This window comes from Sphingobacterium athyrii (assembly GCF_003071065.1).
Taxonomy (GTDB): Bacteria; Bacteroidota; Bacteroidia; order Sphingobacteriales; family Sphingobacteriaceae; genus Sphingobacterium; species Sphingobacterium athyrii.
Genome location: NZ_QCXX01000003.1, coordinates 57,841 through 74,245 on the forward strand (window position 1 = coordinate 57,841; position 16,405 = coordinate 74,245).

The window sequence follows — 16,405 nt, forward strand, 5'->3', positions numbered from 1 at the left end:
TAAAGAAAAAATAAGCCATACCTAGCGAAATGTATGGCTTATTACTTTTCAGCTTGATGCTATTAATATTCTTCTTCTACCTTATAGTCTAATAATTCACGGGCTTCTTTAAGAACTTTTTCTTTTCTGTCTTTGTTGAGTCCTAGAAAATCAAGTTTTTCAGGATTGTTTACAATATCTTTTACGAGGATCACCTGATTTTTTAATAGCTGCTGTTCCTCCAGGTCCGAAAGCGTCGTCAAACAGGTGATAGGGTAAAAGACCGCCTTGTCGACTCTTCTTTTGATACTATTTTCTTTCGGATAATCCCAGGATAGCAGATTGATGCCATAATACTCTGCAAAATCAATGGAATCTGTTGTAAAATAGGCGTTCGTAATCAACCAGCCTTCCTGAAATTGCAATTTTTTACCGAAAAACTCGTAATCAATCCCGCTGATATCTTTAAATCTTGACAGGTAATACATTGCTGTGGTGACGGAAATCTTAGCATCAATATCATTTCTAAATTTACATTCTGCTGTCATTAATTTACCATCCTTATACGCGACGACATCCAACTCGTGGGAAACGGCATGCCCCTGTACCGTTTGTCCGGTGGTGCTTTCGTAACCGATGGAGCGCAGCAGATGTGCAATATATTTTTCAAAATAAAAACCCTCTGGTCCCAGATCGCGTAGCGCTTTCTTTAGGCTGTAGCGTGCAGCAAATGAGCTACGAACTGTTTTCAGCGTATCGAATGCCAGTTGATACAACTCTCTCGTGGAAATACCATCATATATTTCACTGATAACACGAGCGTATACTTGGTTTACCTGCTCCATATTTGCTCCCGAACGGGAAAGGGAGTGCTTTAAGGCCTCACCGTTAAAAGGTACTAATTCACCGGAATATTTTTTGACTTGCATGGACATTGAATTTGATAAATACGAATATAAGCGATGTGATCGGAGAAATCACATAAAAAACTATTATTCTATATGTAAACTTTTTTGGGGCATCATTTGTTTACATTAAGAAACAATACTTAAATATAGATAATTATGAGTAACCTATTGACATTTGCATTTGACAAGATTAAAGCTAAGATAAAGGATGACTGTATTGAAGAGAATATTGGAGCTTCCGAACGTGTATTATCTGTAATTGCCGGTGGCTTTATTTTAGGGTTGGGAGTTAAAAAGCTTTTTAAATCACCACTGACGGGGATTTCGGGTTTGACACTTGGCGGGACACTAATTTATCGTGGCGTGACGGGGCATTGTGACGTAAAAAAAATGCTGGAAGATAAGGATGTTAAAAAGGTGGAAGTAATCGAACATCGTTATTTTGTTAAATAGCAATGGATGGCGGGTTTTTCGTTAAAAAAAGCTGAACAAGGATTCGTGAAGTTGCAATGCACATGGATTCACTTTTGTTACAGCTGAACGATAGCAGGAATGCCGGATATGAAAGAAAAAACCGGAGTTCGAAAAGATAATTTCGGACTCCGGTTTTTCCAGCCTCATGAATTAATCAGCTAGTTTTATACGTTAAAACGGAAGTGCATAATGTCTCCATCTTGCACGATATAAGTTTTTCCCTCTACGGCTAATTTCCCAGCCTCTTTTACAGCACTTTCTGAACCTAAAGTAACAAAGTCGTCGTATTTGATCACCTCAGCGCGAATAAATCCTTTCTCAAAGTCCGTATGAATAACACCTGCTGCCTGAGGGGCAGTAAAACCGTTTTCAATCGTCCAAGCGCGTACTTCCTGAACACCAGCAGTAAAGTAGGTAGCTAAATTCAATAGTGAATAGGCCGCTCTAATCAATTTGTGAACACCGGATTCTTCCAAACCAAGATCATCCAAAAACATCTTGCGTTCTTCATAGCTCTCTAATTGCGCAATTTCAGATTCAATTTGCGCGGATATGATCAAGACTTCGGCTTTCTCATCTTTGACCGCTTCTTTTACACGCTCCACATAAGCATTACCTGTATTGACAGATCCTTCGTCGACATTACATACATACAGTACAGGTTTCGCTGTTAATAAAGCCAAGTCTTGAATAAATTCAAAATCTTCGGCTTCAATCGGAGCTGTACGGGCTGATTTACCTGATTCCAAATGTTCTTTGACAACGGAAAGTATATCAAAAGTCTTTTTTGCATCTTTATCACCGCCAGTTTTTGCCATTTTCTCTACTTTTTGGATACGTTTTACCACGGTATCCAAATCCTTTAGCTGCAATTCTGTATCGATGATTTCTTTATCTCTGATCGGATCTACAGAACCATCCACATGAATGACATTTCCATCATCAAAACATCTCAAAACGTGAATGATCGCATTTGTGGTACGAATATTTCCTAAGAACTGGTTCCCTAATCCTTCTCCTTTTGACGCTCCCTTCACCAATCCCGCGATATCGACGATTTCAATGGTATTGGGAACGATACGTTGTGGATTGACTAACTCAGCTAATTTATTTAGACGGGCATCCGGTACGGTAATTACCCCAACATTTGGTTCAATTGTACAAAATGGAAAGTTTGCTGCCTGTGCTTTCGCATTCGACAGACAGTTAAATAATGTTGATTTACCAACGTTTGGTAAACCTACGATACCGCATTGTAAAGCCATATATAGTGCAAATTTTTGAAATTGCACAAAGATAGAAAATTCACTGTAATTTTTAACTATCTTGTGGTATGCTTCAGTGGTACAAAATTGATGAGGCCCAATTTTTAAAGGATAAGGGGATAACCGAACATAAGTTTGGCGGAAAAACCATTTGCCTGACTTGGTTTGAAGAGCAATTGCATGCATTTTCCAGAAAATGTCCGCATGCGGGAGCTCCTTTGAAAAACGGCTGGTGTGAGCGGGGCAAAGTAATCTGTCCCTTTCATCGGCATGAATTTGATCTTGTGACGGGAAAAGGGGCCCCTGCTCAACATGACTTTATTCATATTTATCCTATTAAACAGGAGGGCGGTGCCCATTTTGTAGGCATTGAGAAAGGTTTTTGGCAAAATTTTCTCCCTTCTAAAAGTAACTAAAGTATCATATCTCCCGATGTAATCGCATATCTAAGCAGTAAATAAGTATATTTGCTTTCGAAAACAAATTAAAAACATGCAGGGGAAAAAGATTGGTATAATAGGTAGCGGGAGCTGGGCGACAGCGATGATCAAGATGCTATGCGAAAATGACCAAGACAAACATATTTTTTGGTGGATTAGAAAAGAGGAAGATGCAGAATATATTCAAAAGTTTAAACACAACCCAACCTATTTGAGTGGCGTTGCTGTCGATTTGAGTATTACCAGCATTGATACCAATGCAAAAAATGTAGTTGCCAATTCAGATATTGTTATTTTAAATACGCCAGCAGCCTATTTAAAAGATGCATTGAGTGGTATCACCAAGGAAGATTTCAAAGATAAAATAGTAGTATCAGCCATCAAGGGGATTATTCCTAAGGATAACTTGATCATCGGTGAGTTTTTGGAACAGCGCTATGACATCGATATAAGGCAGATCTGTGTGGTAGGTGGTCCTTGTCATGCCGAAGAAGTGGCGCTGGGTAAGCTGTCTTACCTGACATTTGGCTGCAAAAATCTCGATAATGCTGCCTTGGTTGCTTCGCTTTTATCTTCTCGGGTTATAAAAACGATCCTTTCGGAAGATATTATAGGAATAGAGTTTGGAGCCGTATTAAAGAATATTTATGCCCTTGCAGGCGGTATATGTCATGGCTTGGGCTATGGCGATAACTTTCAGGCGGTACTGGTTTCCAATGCCATTCGGGAGATGCGCCGGTTTGTCGCTAAAGTAGATGGGGACACGTCTCGGGATGTCAATACCTCTGCTTACTTAGGCGACTTGTTGGTCACAGCATATTCACAGTTCAGCCGCAACAGAACATTTGGGAATATGATCGGCAAAGGATATAGTGTGCAATCTGCCCAACTCGAAATGAATATGGTGGCTGAAGGTTATTATGCTTCGGCCTGCATTCAGGAATATGCAGAGAAGTATGCTGTCGAGTTACCTATTTGTGATGCCGTATATCAGATTTTATATGCACATCAACCCGCATCCAAAATTATTCAAGCTTTGAGTGAAAAATTAACTTAAACGTAGCGATAAAGTAAATGATAACAAAAGAAGCAATTGCTTTAGCTTATAAAGAAATTCAAGATGAAATATGCCAGGCGCTGGAGCGTTTGGATGGTTCGGCCCGATTTGAGGAAGAACTATGGGAAAGAGAAGGTGGGGGCGGCGGCCGTACGCGGATTATTCAGAACGGAAATATCCTGGAAAAAGGTGGAGTCAACTTTTCTGCTGTGCACGGGAAACTACCTGAGAGCATAAAGAAGGCTTTTGGCGTAGACGAAGATGATTTCTTTGCCACCGGAGTTTCCATTGTTATTCACCCCAATAATCCTTGGGTACCGATTATTCATATGAATATCCGGTATTTTGAATTGAATGAGGAGATGCGCTGGTTTGGCGGGGGGATTGACCTGACGCCACACTATGTGAATGAAGCGGACGCCCAGTTTTTTCATCAGCAATTAAAAACGGTCTGTGATAAACATAATCCAACTTTTTACGATGAATTTAAAAAATGGGCCGACGAGTATTTCTTCATTCGCCACCGACAAGAAACCCGTGGAATAGGCGGGGTATTCTACGATAAGTTAAATACGGCGAAAACAGGAATGTCCATGGCGGATATTTTTGCATTTTCCTGTGATTTAGGGCGTAGTTTTGCACCTACTTATACCACATTGGTCGATAAAAACAGAAATAGGGCGTACGATGAGGCACAAAAAAATTGGCAATTGATCCGCCGCGGGCGTTACGTTGAGTTTAATTTAGTCTGGGATTCCGGTACTAAATTTGGACTTGAGACAAATGGTCGCATAGAGTCCATATTGATGAGTCTACCATCCCAGGCCAATTGGGTATATGACCATCAACCTGAAGAAGGCTCCGAAGAAGCCAAGACCTTGTCCTTACTGCGAAAAGGTATTAACTGGATTTCATAAAATCGAAAAAAAACTACATGGTTTCATACCAAAAATTTACATTAGAAAACGGACTTCGTGTATTGATACACGAAGATCATAACACGGCAATGGCCTGTGTGAACATATTATACGATGTAGGCGCACGCGATGAGTCTCCGGAGCAGACGGGTTTTGCCCATTTGTTTGAGCATCTCATGTTTGGTGGTAGCGTCAATATCCCTAATTTTGATACCGAACTGCAGAAAGTCGGCGGAGAGAATAATGCCTTCACCAGCAATGATATCACCAATTACTATATTACGTTGCCTTCTTCCAATCTGGAGACTGCACTGTGGTTAGAATCTGATCGTATGTTAAGTCTGGCATTCTCACCACAGAGTCTTGAAGTGCAGCGAAATGTGGTAAGCGAAGAATTTAAACAACGCTATCTCAATCAGCCTTATGGTGACGCCTGGCTCAAGCTGCGCCCTCTGGCTTATAAGGTGCATCCGTATCGTTGGGCTACCATTGGGAAAGAACTAAAACATATCGAAGATGCAACCATGGCGGATGTCAAGGCTTTCTTCAAACTACACTATAATCCGCAGAGTGCGATTATGGTGATTTCGGGAGATGTTTATTATGAAGAAGTAAAATCTTTGGTTGAAAAATGGTTTGCCGATATCGAACCCGGTCAAAAATATCACCGCCAGTTGCCACAGGAGCCTGTACAACAGGAATTAAGAAGGGAGACTGCTTTTGCTCCGGTACCTTTAGATGCGCTCTATATGGCTTTTCATGGTCCAGCACGACTGGAAGAAGGCTATTTTGCCATGGATTTACTTTCGGATATCCTGTCCAGAGGCTCTTCATCGAGACTGTATCGCAGACTGGTGAAAGGGGAACAGGTTTTTAGCGAATTAAATGCCTACGTAATGGGTAGTATTGATAATAACTTGTTTGTGATCGAAGGTAAACCATCCGAAGGAATAACATTGGAAGAAGCGGAACGTGCCGTATGGGGAGAGCTCGATTTATTGAAAAAAGAATTGGTATCTAAGGCAGAACTGGAAAAAGTAAAAAATAAAATCGAGTCGACAAATGTGTTTGCTGAGCTGTCCATCTTGGATAAGGCAATGAATTTGGCGTTCCATGAATTGCTCGGTGACGCCAACGGTATCAATACAGAAGTATCAAAATATCTGGCTGTAACGGCTGAGGAAGTGCAGCAGCAAGCAAGAGCTATTTTTAACCCTGAAAACGCATCAATATTAATGTATAAAGCACAAGAGGAGGAGATACGTCATGTTGGATAGAACAAAAGCGCCCGAATTCCGCGAAATCGCTCATATAAGCTTGAAGCAACCAGTCAAAAAACAGTTTGCAAACGGCTTACCTGTATATGTGTTTCATTCACCTGAACAAGAACTTGTCCGTATTGAATGGATTTTTGAGAATAAGTATCTCGATGAACAAAATGAAAATCCGCTACTAAATAGTGCATTATGTGCATTGCTCAAAGAGGGGACAACGACGATGTCAAGTGCGGAGATTGCTGACAAGGTCGATTTTTATGGTGCATTTCTTGTTCCCGAATATTCTTTCGACGTGACGTCTTTGTCGTTGTATACATTGAATCGACATAGCAAAGTGTTGTTGCCCTTAGTAAAAGATATTTTAACGGAAGCATCGATTCCGCAGGAGGAGCTCGATACTTACCTTCGTAATAATAAACAAAAGTTTCAGGTATCTATTCAAAAAAATGACTACCTGGCGCGACGCAAGTTCTACAACCTGATCTTCGGTGAAAATAATCGTTATGGACGTACACCAAAACTTGACGATTATGACGCCATTAACCGTGAGCAATTGACGGCACTGTATCGCAAAGAAATCGTACCTAATAATTGTACCTTGATTGTTTCAGGCAATGTTTCTAATGACCTCATCAACGAGCTGGAACAGATCTTTGGCTTTGAGTGGCAAGGACCTGAGGCAGCAGTTCTTGCTGCGAGTCCCATATTGATTCAGGAGTCAAGCGGTTTAGCTTACGAAGAAAAGGAAAATGCGCTACAATCGGCTATTCGTTTGGGGAGTCAGACAATTTCGAGAACGCATCCGGATTACCCGGCACTACAGTTTGTTAATACACTGTTAGGCGGTTTTTTTGGTTCAAGGCTGATGCGCAATATACGCGAGGAAAAAGGTTATACCTATAGTATCGGATCGGCTGTGGCCACGTTAAAACATACGGGTTTCTTAACCATTGCTACAGAAGTTGGTGTTGATGTAACCAATGCAACTTTAGTCGAGATAGAGAAGGAGATCAATCTGCTGAAGACCACACTGGCTTCGGAAGAGGAAGTGGATTTGGTGAAAACGTATATGGAAGGATCTCTATTGGGATCATTGGAGAGTATATTTTCTCATGCTGATAAATTCAAGAGTGTTTTGTTGAACGACATGAGCCTAACGTATTATTCTTATTACATGGAGCAAGTTAAAAATATGACGCCCGAAAAAGTTCGTGATATTGCTGATAAATACCTTGATTTTGAGCAAATGGTAAAGGTTGTTGTGGGTAAATTCAACCAATTCGAACCGATTCATCAAGCGGTTGTAAATTAAATTTCACAGACTACAAAAATCAAATCCAACTTTGTATTTTTGGTTTTTGTTAAAAAAAGCATACGATCCAGCATGGAATTAAAATTAAAAAGACCATTGGTATTTTTCGATTTGGAGACGACAGGAGTTAATGTTGCGACCGATCGAATTGTAGAAGTATCATTTTTGAAAGTGATGCCCAGTGGTGAAGAAACAGTATATACGAAGAAAATTAATCCAGAAAGACCGATTCCTGCGGAATCAACGTTTTTTCATGGCATTCGTGACGAAGATATTAAAGATGCGCCAACATTTAAAGCAATTGCAGTAGAATTGGCCGCTTTTATTGGTGAGTCGGACTTGGCAGGATATAATTCAAATAAGTTTGACGTGCCCATGCTCATGGAAGAGTTTTTACGTGCAGGCGTAGATTTTTCTTTGGAAGGGCGTGCCTTTGTTGATGTACAGAACATCTTCCATCAAATGGAACAACGTACATTAAAGGCAGCCTATAGGTTCTATTGCGATGAGAACCTTGAAAATGCGCATACCGCCGAAGCAGATGTGCGGGCTACCTATGAAGTGTTGAAAGCGCAATTGACTAAATATGAGGGGGCCGCATTCGAGGACCGTCATGGCGTGGTTTCATATCCCGTCGTCAATGATGTGGCTGCATTACATGAGTTTACAAACTTAAGTAAACCCGTGGATTTTGCCGGAAGGATTGTATATAACGAAGACGGATTGGAAACTATTAATTTTGGTAAACACAAAGGTAAGGCCATTGTAGAAGTATTTGAGCAGGAACCTAGTTATTATGCCTGGATGCAGAATGGTGATTTTCCTTTATATACCAAAAAAGTACTGGAAAATATCTGGATAAGATATAAGAAAGAAAAAAGTGAGCAAAAAGCGAAAGTGGCACCTACCCATTCGGTAGAGGATAAAAAAACTGCTAAAAAGGAATTCAATCAGCAAAAAGAAGAGGCACCCCAAAGTATCTCGCTGGACATGCTGAAAGGATTGCAAGATAAATTTAAAAAATAACTTTATTAATAGCTTAGAAAAAGGATTATGGAATTCAAACAAGAAGTGGAGCATGTACAATGTTTGATTATTGGTTCAGGTCCAGCGGGATATACTGCAGCAATTTATGCAGCTCGTGCGGATATGAAGCCGGTAGTTTATACAGGTATTGTACCGGGGGGGCAGTTGACACAAACAACAGAAGTGGACAATTTTCCGGGATACCCAAAAGGGATTACCGGTCCAGTTATGATGGAAGATTTACGGGAGCAAGCTGAACGCTTCGGAACTTCCGTGCGCTTTGGTTATGTGACAAAAGTAGACTTTACAGGTGATGTACATCGTGTAGAAATAGACGGAACAGTACAAGTTACAGCAGACACGGTGATCATTGCCACAGGAGCAACTGCGAAGTGGCTGGGCTTGGAGTCCGAACAAAAATATAACGGTTTTGGCGTATCAGCTTGTGCTGTGTGTGATGGTTTCTTCTTTAAAAATCAGGAAGTTGCGATTGTAGGTGCCGGCGACACTGCTGCAGAAGAGGCAACTTATCTCGCAAAATTATGTTCGAAAGTACATATGTTGGTGCGTCGTGATGAATTCAGAGCTTCCAAAGCGATGGTACACCGTGTAATGAACACGCCAAATATCGAAGTACATTATAACTCCGAAGCAAAAGAAGTTTTAGGTGACGGTCAGGTAGTGACTGGAATCCGAGTCATCAACAACAAAGACCAGTCTGAAAAAGATCTGGACGTAACAGGCTTCTTCGTGGCAATCGGTCATAAACCCAATACGGAATTATTTACAGGAGTATTGGATATGGACGAAACAGGATATCTGATTACTAAGCCAGATAGTACCGCAACGAATATACCAGGAGTATTTGCCTGTGGAGATGTACAGGACAATATATTCCGTCAGGCAATTACTGCGGCCGGTACCGGTTGTATGGCAGCGCTTGAAGCAGAAAGATATCTTGCTGCCAAAGAAAGCGGAGAATAGAATGGTGAAAAATAGGGAATTCCGAATGGTATATGTCCCCGCAAAAATAAACGGATTAACATATCTGTAGTAATGAGCCCGATTTAATATCGGGTTCATTTTTTTTCCATACAACTATTCGATTAGATGGATTCAACTTGTAAAAATAGTTTTCAAAAAGACTACTTATTTGGTAGACTTTTTGAAAACTATTTTTATATTTGTACTGTCGTTAACAATTGGCGTTGGCAACGAACATAAAATATAGACTACAAATTTTGAACAAGTATGAACAACGACTATCTAACCGCTTCTGTAAGCAACTGGGAAACTAGCCCGATTTCTAATTCCTTCCTTTTCATTTGTCGAATGCGAATGTGCCGTTGAGCACTTTCTTTTTTCTTGTTTATGCTTCATTAAACAAGTAATCCGAGTTTTAAAAAACAAAAGTACCAATGGCGTTGGCACTTGTTTTCGTATTCACATTAAATAGAACTGACAATGAAAAATTTCAGTGTACTCTCGTATGCTATTTTAGCTGTGCTTTTGCTGTATAACTTTGCGTCGGTACAAGCACAGCAGCCTCAACCGATCATCAACGCGTCCCTAATAGGAACGGTAATAGATGCGACAACCAAAGAGCCCATTGAAGGAGTGACCATACAATTGGAAGCTGTGACACATAGTGTAAAAACAGACCGCAATGGTAAATTCCAATTTGTCACAGGGCAGAAACTACCTTTTTCGCTTATCTTAACCTTTGTTGGTTATCAGAAGAAAAAGATCATCGTAAATACCTCACCAGCTGTTATTGAGCTTTCTCCTTCATCGGAGGATCTGGAGGAGGTCGTGGTCGTGGGTTACGGAACCCAAAAACGCCGTGATTTGACAGGAGCGGTGGCATCCTTGCCGGAAAATCTGCTCAAGCAACCTGTGTCTTCTCTCGATCAGACCCTGAAAGGTGGGATTTCTGGTGTTCAGGTTACGCAAACTTCGGGGCAGCCCGGAGGCGGCGTGAGTATCCGTATACGTGGCGGTGCATCCGTTCAGGGCGGAAATGAACCGCTATATGTCATCGATGGCTTTCCTGTCTATAATCAGACGGAAAGCACGGGCGTTGGGAGCGGAACCCCCGTGAATCCCCTGGCCAGTATTAATCCTGCGGATATTGAAAGTATTGAAGTATTAAAAGACGCTGCAGCGACAGCAATATATGGTTCACGCGGGGCAAACGGCGTCATTTTGGTGACCACCAAAAAAGGAAAAGCCGGACATGTACAGTTGAACTATGATGGTAGTATCGGTGCACAAAGTGTGCTCAAGAAAATTGACGTCTTAAATGCCCATGATTTTGCCGTTCTTCGAAACGAGGCATTGTATGATGCCAACCCTAGTTTGGGTCAAAATCAATATCGGAAACAGACAGAGCTGGATCAATTAGGGGAAGGAACAAATTGGCAAAAGGAGGCCTTTCGGACCGGGAAAATACAAAACCATCAATTGTCATTGTCCGGAGGAGCTGAGAAAGTGCAGTATTTTCTGGGGGCAAATTACTTCGATCAGGAGGGCGTCATTATAAATACAGATTTCAGACGTTTGGGATTCCGTTCGAACATCAATGCAAATCCCTTCGATCGTTTGCAGGTAGGAGCCAATTTATCGATTAATAAGACAAATGCCCAAATCGCTCCATCAGGTATCGTAAATGCACTGCTGATTATGCCGCCTACGGCTACAATATACGAGCCCAACGGCGATTACACCCTACGCAATCCCTTTGAGAACATCTTTGCTAATCCTATTGCGACATTGAAAGAAACCACAAACACATCAAATGGTTTACGTGTCTTAGGTACTTCCTTTGCACAGTACCGTATTCTGAAAGGACTACAGGCGAAAGTGCTTCTTGGGGTTGATCTTAATAACCGCAATGACAAATTCTATCTTCCGTCCTATATCTATGAAGGTGCGGGATCAAAGGGGGAGGCAAGTTTGGGAAATTTAAATGGCACTTCTTGGCTGAATGAGAATACCTTAACTTATACCGGAGTTATCGGGCAACATAATTTCAATGCGTTGCTGGGTTTTACACAGCAGGAAAATAAAAATGAAGTGTTCAGCGCCGGTGCACAGAATTTTGTCACAGACGATTTGCTTTTCAATAACCTGCAGAGTGGCTCTATCCTCACAAGACCAACCTCGGATACCTATAATTGGGTGTTGCATTCCTATTTGGCGCGGGTCAACTATAATTATGCAAATAAATATTATGTTTCGGCGAGTGTACGTCGTGACGGCAGCTCCAGATTTGGCGCTGACAATAAATGGGGAAACTTCCCCTCATTGGCGTTCTCATGGCGTATAATAAACGAGCCCTTTTTTAAACAGGTTTTCCCCAGTATTGATGATTTTAAAATACGCACTAGCTTCGGCACAACCGGAAATCAGGAGATAGGACAATATCAATCACTTTCTACCTTGTATAGTTTAAATTACCTCTTTGGAAATAACGTGATCACAGGATTTGCGTCACAACGGGTGCCGAATAAGAACCTGGGCTGGGAGACTACCTTTCAATATGATGTCGGTTTTGACCTTTCACTTTTGAGAAATCGATTACAGTTTACTGTCGACTATTATTATAAAAAGACAAAAGACCTCTTATTGAATGTGGAGATTCCCTGGACCTCAGGTTATGCCACTTCACTACAAAACTTCGGTTCTGTTTCAAATAAAGGTTTAGAGTTCGGTCTGAAATCAAAAAATCTACAAGGAAACCTCAGTTGGAATACAGATCTAAATGTCTCATTTAACCGAAATAAGGTGTTAACTATCGGTGAAGGCGCCACATCTTATGTTGCTGGAAACTACATTATTAAAGTTGGAGAACCTTTGGGTACTTTTTATGGGACTGTTATCGATGGTATTCTACAATCGGGTGAAGAGAATGGTAAGGGGGCGTTGACGGGGAATGCAAATCCTAAAGCCGGCGATCGCCTGTATAAGGATATCAATGGCGATGGCCAGTTTACCACTGCCAACGACCGGACCATCATCGGCAACGCGCAGCCTGATTTTATATTTGGTATCAGTAATACGCTTTCCTACAAAGGATTTGACTTATCTTTCCTGATTCAGGGAACAGTTGGCAACGACCTGCTGAATATCAACCGCCAAAACCTCGAGATGTTTACCGGTCAACAGAACGCATCGATTGATGCGCTAAACCGCTGGACAAAAGACAATCCAAGCCGGCTATATCCTAGAGCCAAACTTGACCCTGCTCCGGTATTCTCGAATCAATTTGTTGAAAGCGGAGCATTTGCGCGACTGAAGTCGCTGCAATTTGGCTACAGCTTTCCGAAAGAATGGTTGAAAAATGCACATATTACGAATTTGAATCTATACCTGGCCGCACAAAATCTATTGACATGGACTAGCTACAGGGGATTTGACCCTGAAGTAACCTCAGGTAGCAACGTACAGATTGGTACGGATGCTGGAATTTATCCGGCTGCTAAGTCTGTTTCTGTTGGTATATCCTTAACCTTCTAATTTTTACAGATCCCAATGAAAAAATTATATTATTCTATTCCTTTATTGTTCGTTTTGTTAACAGGAATCTCCTGTTCAAAATTGACCGAGAAGCCCGAAAGTGCATTGGTTTCCGAACAGTTTTACCTGAATCAAGGGCAAGCAGTGGCCGCAGTAACGGGTACTTATCGAAAACTGTATGAGACGGGGCAATCGTTGTACAACAGCTTATTCCAGATCGGCGTGGAGATGGCAACAGATGACTATGAAGCAGGACCCCGGGCGCGAAATGCTCATGTGCGCGCCATCAGTAATTTAACCCACGACGCCTCAAACGATCGGATGGAACAACTCTGGAAACAAAGTTATGATGCCATTAACGCGTCAAATCTAAATATCATTAATATCGAAGCGATGAACCAAAATCAGATCGATGCCACGGTACAACAACGTCTGGTCAACGAAGCTAAATTTTTGCGTGCATTACATTACTTCAATCTGGTGCGCTGGTTTGGCCCTGTTCCGCTTGTCATACGTCCCACAGAAGGCTTATCAGCACAAGAATTATACGTGGCAAAAGCTTCAGAAGACGAAGTCTATGCACAGATTATAAACGATCTAAAAGCTGCCTCCAGTCTCCCGAATTATAAGAATTATGGCGATGCGGACAAAGGTCGTGCTACATCCGGTGCGGCTAAAAGCCTCCTGGCCAAGGTATATCTGACCCGATTGGATTGGACTAATGCCAAATTGTTAGCCAAGGATGTGATTGACAAAGAGGGATATGCACTTTTTCCGGATTTTTCAGATGTCTTCAATATCGATAAAAAAAATGGTATTGAACATATTTTTTCAGCACAGTTTAAAGGAAATAGTGGCTATCAAGGGAACTCATTGGCCAGTCGTTCCGCTCCGGCAGATATACCCGGTATCAATGGGGATTATGCCGATGCCTTACATGCCGAAGGTGGCCTGTACAAGAGCTTCGCGCTGACTGATAAACGTCTTTCCGTAACATTTACAACTGGCATGATATCACCCACAGATGGAAAATATTATGCGCTAGCCAAACCACAATTCAATAAGTATTATGACCAGACCGTAGTCGGCAACCAGGCGCAGTCTTCAAAGAATACCCCCATCATACGATATGCGGAGGTCCTGCTTATTTTGGCAGAAGCGGAAAATGAGTTAAATGGGCCAACGCAGGAAGCGCGTGATGCGATCAATGCCGTCCGTATACGCGCTGGCGTTGAAAAGCTGTCTGATACGGAAAGCAAAGATAGCTTTCGGGAACTGGTATTTGAGGAACGACGCAAGGAATTGGTCTATGAGTACCAACGTTGGTTTGACTTGGTACGTCGTGGAGCAAACTATTACATCACAAAACTAAAAACGGCAGGAAAAACAAATGCTGCAGCGCGACATCTTCATTTTCCAACACCGCAACGGGAGCTGAATTTGAATCCAAAATTGGTTCAACACCCAGACTGGTTGGCTAAATAACGAATGGTATCGCTGTTATGGAACACTCTATTTTTATTCGTACTACAAAACATCATAAATTATGAAAACAATATACATTCTTATCGCACTTTGTCTAAGCTGGACGCTGAACAGGAGTATTGCACAGGACAAACGACCAAATATTGTATTAATTCTGGTTGACGACTTGGGTTTTTCAGACATAGCGCCTTATGGCGGAACAGATTTTCATACCCCAAATTTGACGGAGCTGGCAAAACAGGGTACACGTTTCCAGGAGTTTTATAATAATTCAATCTGTGCGCCGACGCGAGCAACATTATTGACAGGACAATATGCACATCGCGCGGGAATGGGGTATTTTAATGTTAACCTTGGCCTGCCCGCATACCAGGGCTTTTTAAACCACGAGTCGCTGACGCTGGCGGAAGTACTAAAAGGAGCGGGCTATTCTACGATTATCTCCGGAAAATGGCATGTTGGCGATGATTATGACCAATGGCCTGCGCAACGTGGTTTTGAACGCTCCTTTAATTTTGTGGGTGGGGCTTCCAATTTTTATGAAATCAATGGACCTGAAAATCCTACCGTGCCTTTGTATCGAAATAATAAACCTTTCTATCTACAGCGAGGACGTTACCTCACGGACGAGATTACTGATCAGGCAATTGGCTTTCTGCGTGAACAAGAGCAGGATAAAAAACCGTTTTTTCTATATCTCGCCTTTAACGCACCACATTGGCCTTTGCAGGCTCCGGAAGAAGAAACCCAAAAATACAAGGGCGTATATCGGCAGGGCTGGGATAGTCTGCGTGTGAAACGTTATGAAAATGCGGTTCAAAGTGGAGTTTTTCCGAAAGGACAGCCTATTTCGACAAAGGATTCAAGTGTACAGGAATGGAACAAGCTCACCTATGACGAACAGCAATACTGGCAACGTCGACAGCAGGTGTTCGCTGCCATGGTCGATCGCGTCGACCAAAGTATCGGAAAAGTGCGAAAAACCTTGAAGGAACTGAAAAAAGACAAGAATACCATTATCATCTTTTTGTCCGATAACGGCGCACAAGGCGGTGATCGCAACCGCATCTATACCTCACGGAATACGGAGACTGTAGGGTTGCCTGGTTCCTATGATATGCAAAATAGCAATTGGTCACAAACGGGTAACTCGCCCCTGCGGAGCTATAAAGATAATCCTTATGAAGGTGGTATCGGTGCGCCGTTTATTGTCTGGTTTCCAAAGGAAGTGAAAGCCAATGTTGTTAAGAAAGGTACGGGACACCTGATTGATATCGCCCCGACATTATATGATTTTGCCCAGGCAAAATATCCGTCAAAAGAGGGCAACTTACCCATCAATCCCTTACCAGGCATTAGTCTGAGAGCCTTATTGCATACCGATAAAAATCAGGTTGAGCGTCCGACTCCATTATTTTGGGAACGAGCCGGCAACAAAGCCGTACGGTATGGTAAATGGAAACTCGTGTCTTTATTCAAAGAGGGGAATAAACCACAGCTGTACAATATCGATGCGGACAGGGGTGAAAACAATAATGTCGCAGATCAATATCCGGAAATTGTTGAAGATCTCGAAGCGCGTTATAAGCTTTGGGCAAAAGAGAATGGGGTAGTGGACTATAAACTGCTGAAAATAAACAGTCAGTTTCGCTAGGCATAAAAGATAGGCTATGAAAACCCTGATGATGTATTCGTACCGAGTGAAGAGAGTTCATCTTTATCGTGGAGACTAAACACATATAAAAAT

At 41.9% G+C, this 16,405-nt stretch carries 13 protein-coding genes; 11 read left to right on the forward strand and 2 right to left on the reverse strand.

Features of this window, described 5'->3' with window-relative positions:
• Positions 1–62 precede the first annotated feature (62 nt).
• Complete coding sequence (locus DCO56_RS10845; RefSeq protein WP_108633804.1) at positions 63–908, reverse strand: ATP cone domain-containing protein; 846 nt, start codon at positions 906–908, stop codon at positions 63–65.
• A gap of 135 nt (positions 909–1,043) precedes the next feature.
• On the opposite strand from DCO56_RS10845, the gene DCO56_RS10850 reads away from it, so the two are divergent.
• Entirely contained in the window at positions 1,044–1,340 is a 297-nt protein-coding gene (locus DCO56_RS10850; RefSeq protein ID WP_108633805.1) for a YgaP family membrane protein, read from the forward strand.
• Positions 1,341–1,525: 185 nt separating this feature from the next.
• Here DCO56_RS10850 and ychF read toward each other — a convergent pair whose 3' ends face one another.
• Positions 1,526–2,626 (reverse strand): redox-regulated ATPase YchF, encoded by a 1,101-nt coding sequence (ychF, locus tag DCO56_RS10855; RefSeq protein ID WP_108633806.1) that lies wholly within the window; start codon positions 2,624–2,626, stop codon positions 1,526–1,528.
• A 68-nt stretch (positions 2,627–2,694) separates the two neighbouring features.
• On the opposite strand from ychF, the gene DCO56_RS10860 reads away from it, so the two are divergent.
• From DCO56_RS10860 to DCO56_RS10905, 10 genes are all read left to right on the forward strand, one after another.
• Positions 2,695–3,042: a Rieske (2Fe-2S) protein gene (locus tag DCO56_RS10860; RefSeq protein ID WP_108633807.1), complete on the forward strand. Its 348-nt coding sequence runs from the start codon at positions 2,695–2,697 to the stop codon at positions 3,040–3,042.
• Between the two features lie 76 nt (positions 3,043–3,118).
• Complete coding sequence (locus DCO56_RS10865) at positions 3,119–4,123, forward strand: NAD(P)H-dependent glycerol-3-phosphate dehydrogenase (protein ID WP_108633808.1); 1,005 nt, start codon at positions 3,119–3,121, stop codon at positions 4,121–4,123.
• A 17-nt stretch (positions 4,124–4,140) separates the two neighbouring features.
• On the forward strand, positions 4,141–5,040 hold the full coding sequence (gene hemF, locus DCO56_RS10870; protein ID WP_108633809.1) for an oxygen-dependent coproporphyrinogen oxidase: 900 nt from the start codon (positions 4,141–4,143) through the stop codon (positions 5,038–5,040).
• 17 nt (positions 5,041–5,057) lie between these two features.
• On the forward strand, positions 5,058–6,317 hold the full coding sequence (locus DCO56_RS10875; protein WP_108633810.1) for a M16 family metallopeptidase: 1,260 nt from the start codon (positions 5,058–5,060) through the stop codon (positions 6,315–6,317).
• Positions 6,307–7,629: a M16 family metallopeptidase gene (locus tag DCO56_RS10880; RefSeq protein WP_108633811.1), complete on the forward strand. Its 1,323-nt coding sequence runs from the start codon at positions 6,307–6,309 to the stop codon at positions 7,627–7,629. The genes DCO56_RS10875 and DCO56_RS10880 overlap by 11 nt, the downstream gene beginning before the upstream one ends.
• Positions 7,630–7,701: 72 nt before the next feature.
• Positions 7,702–8,655, forward strand: coding sequence for a 3'-5' exonuclease (locus tag DCO56_RS10885; protein WP_108633812.1), 954 nt, complete (start codon positions 7,702–7,704; stop codon positions 8,653–8,655).
• Between the two features lie 27 nt (positions 8,656–8,682).
• Positions 8,683–9,639, forward strand: coding sequence for a thioredoxin-disulfide reductase (gene trxB, locus DCO56_RS10890; RefSeq protein ID WP_108633813.1), 957 nt, complete (start codon positions 8,683–8,685; stop codon positions 9,637–9,639).
• A gap of 480 nt (positions 9,640–10,119) precedes the next feature.
• Complete coding sequence (locus tag DCO56_RS10895; RefSeq protein ID WP_108633814.1) at positions 10,120–13,173, forward strand: SusC/RagA family TonB-linked outer membrane protein; 3,054 nt, start codon at positions 10,120–10,122, stop codon at positions 13,171–13,173.
• Between the two features lie 15 nt (positions 13,174–13,188).
• Positions 13,189–14,658, forward strand: a complete 1,470-nt coding sequence (locus DCO56_RS10900) for a RagB/SusD family nutrient uptake outer membrane protein (protein ID WP_108633815.1) — start codon at positions 13,189–13,191, stop codon at positions 14,656–14,658.
• A 61-nt stretch (positions 14,659–14,719) separates the two neighbouring features.
• Entirely contained in the window at positions 14,720–16,312 is a 1,593-nt protein-coding gene (locus tag DCO56_RS10905; RefSeq protein ID WP_108633816.1) for an arylsulfatase, read from the forward strand.
• The last annotated feature ends 93 nt before the right edge of the window (positions 16,313–16,405 follow it).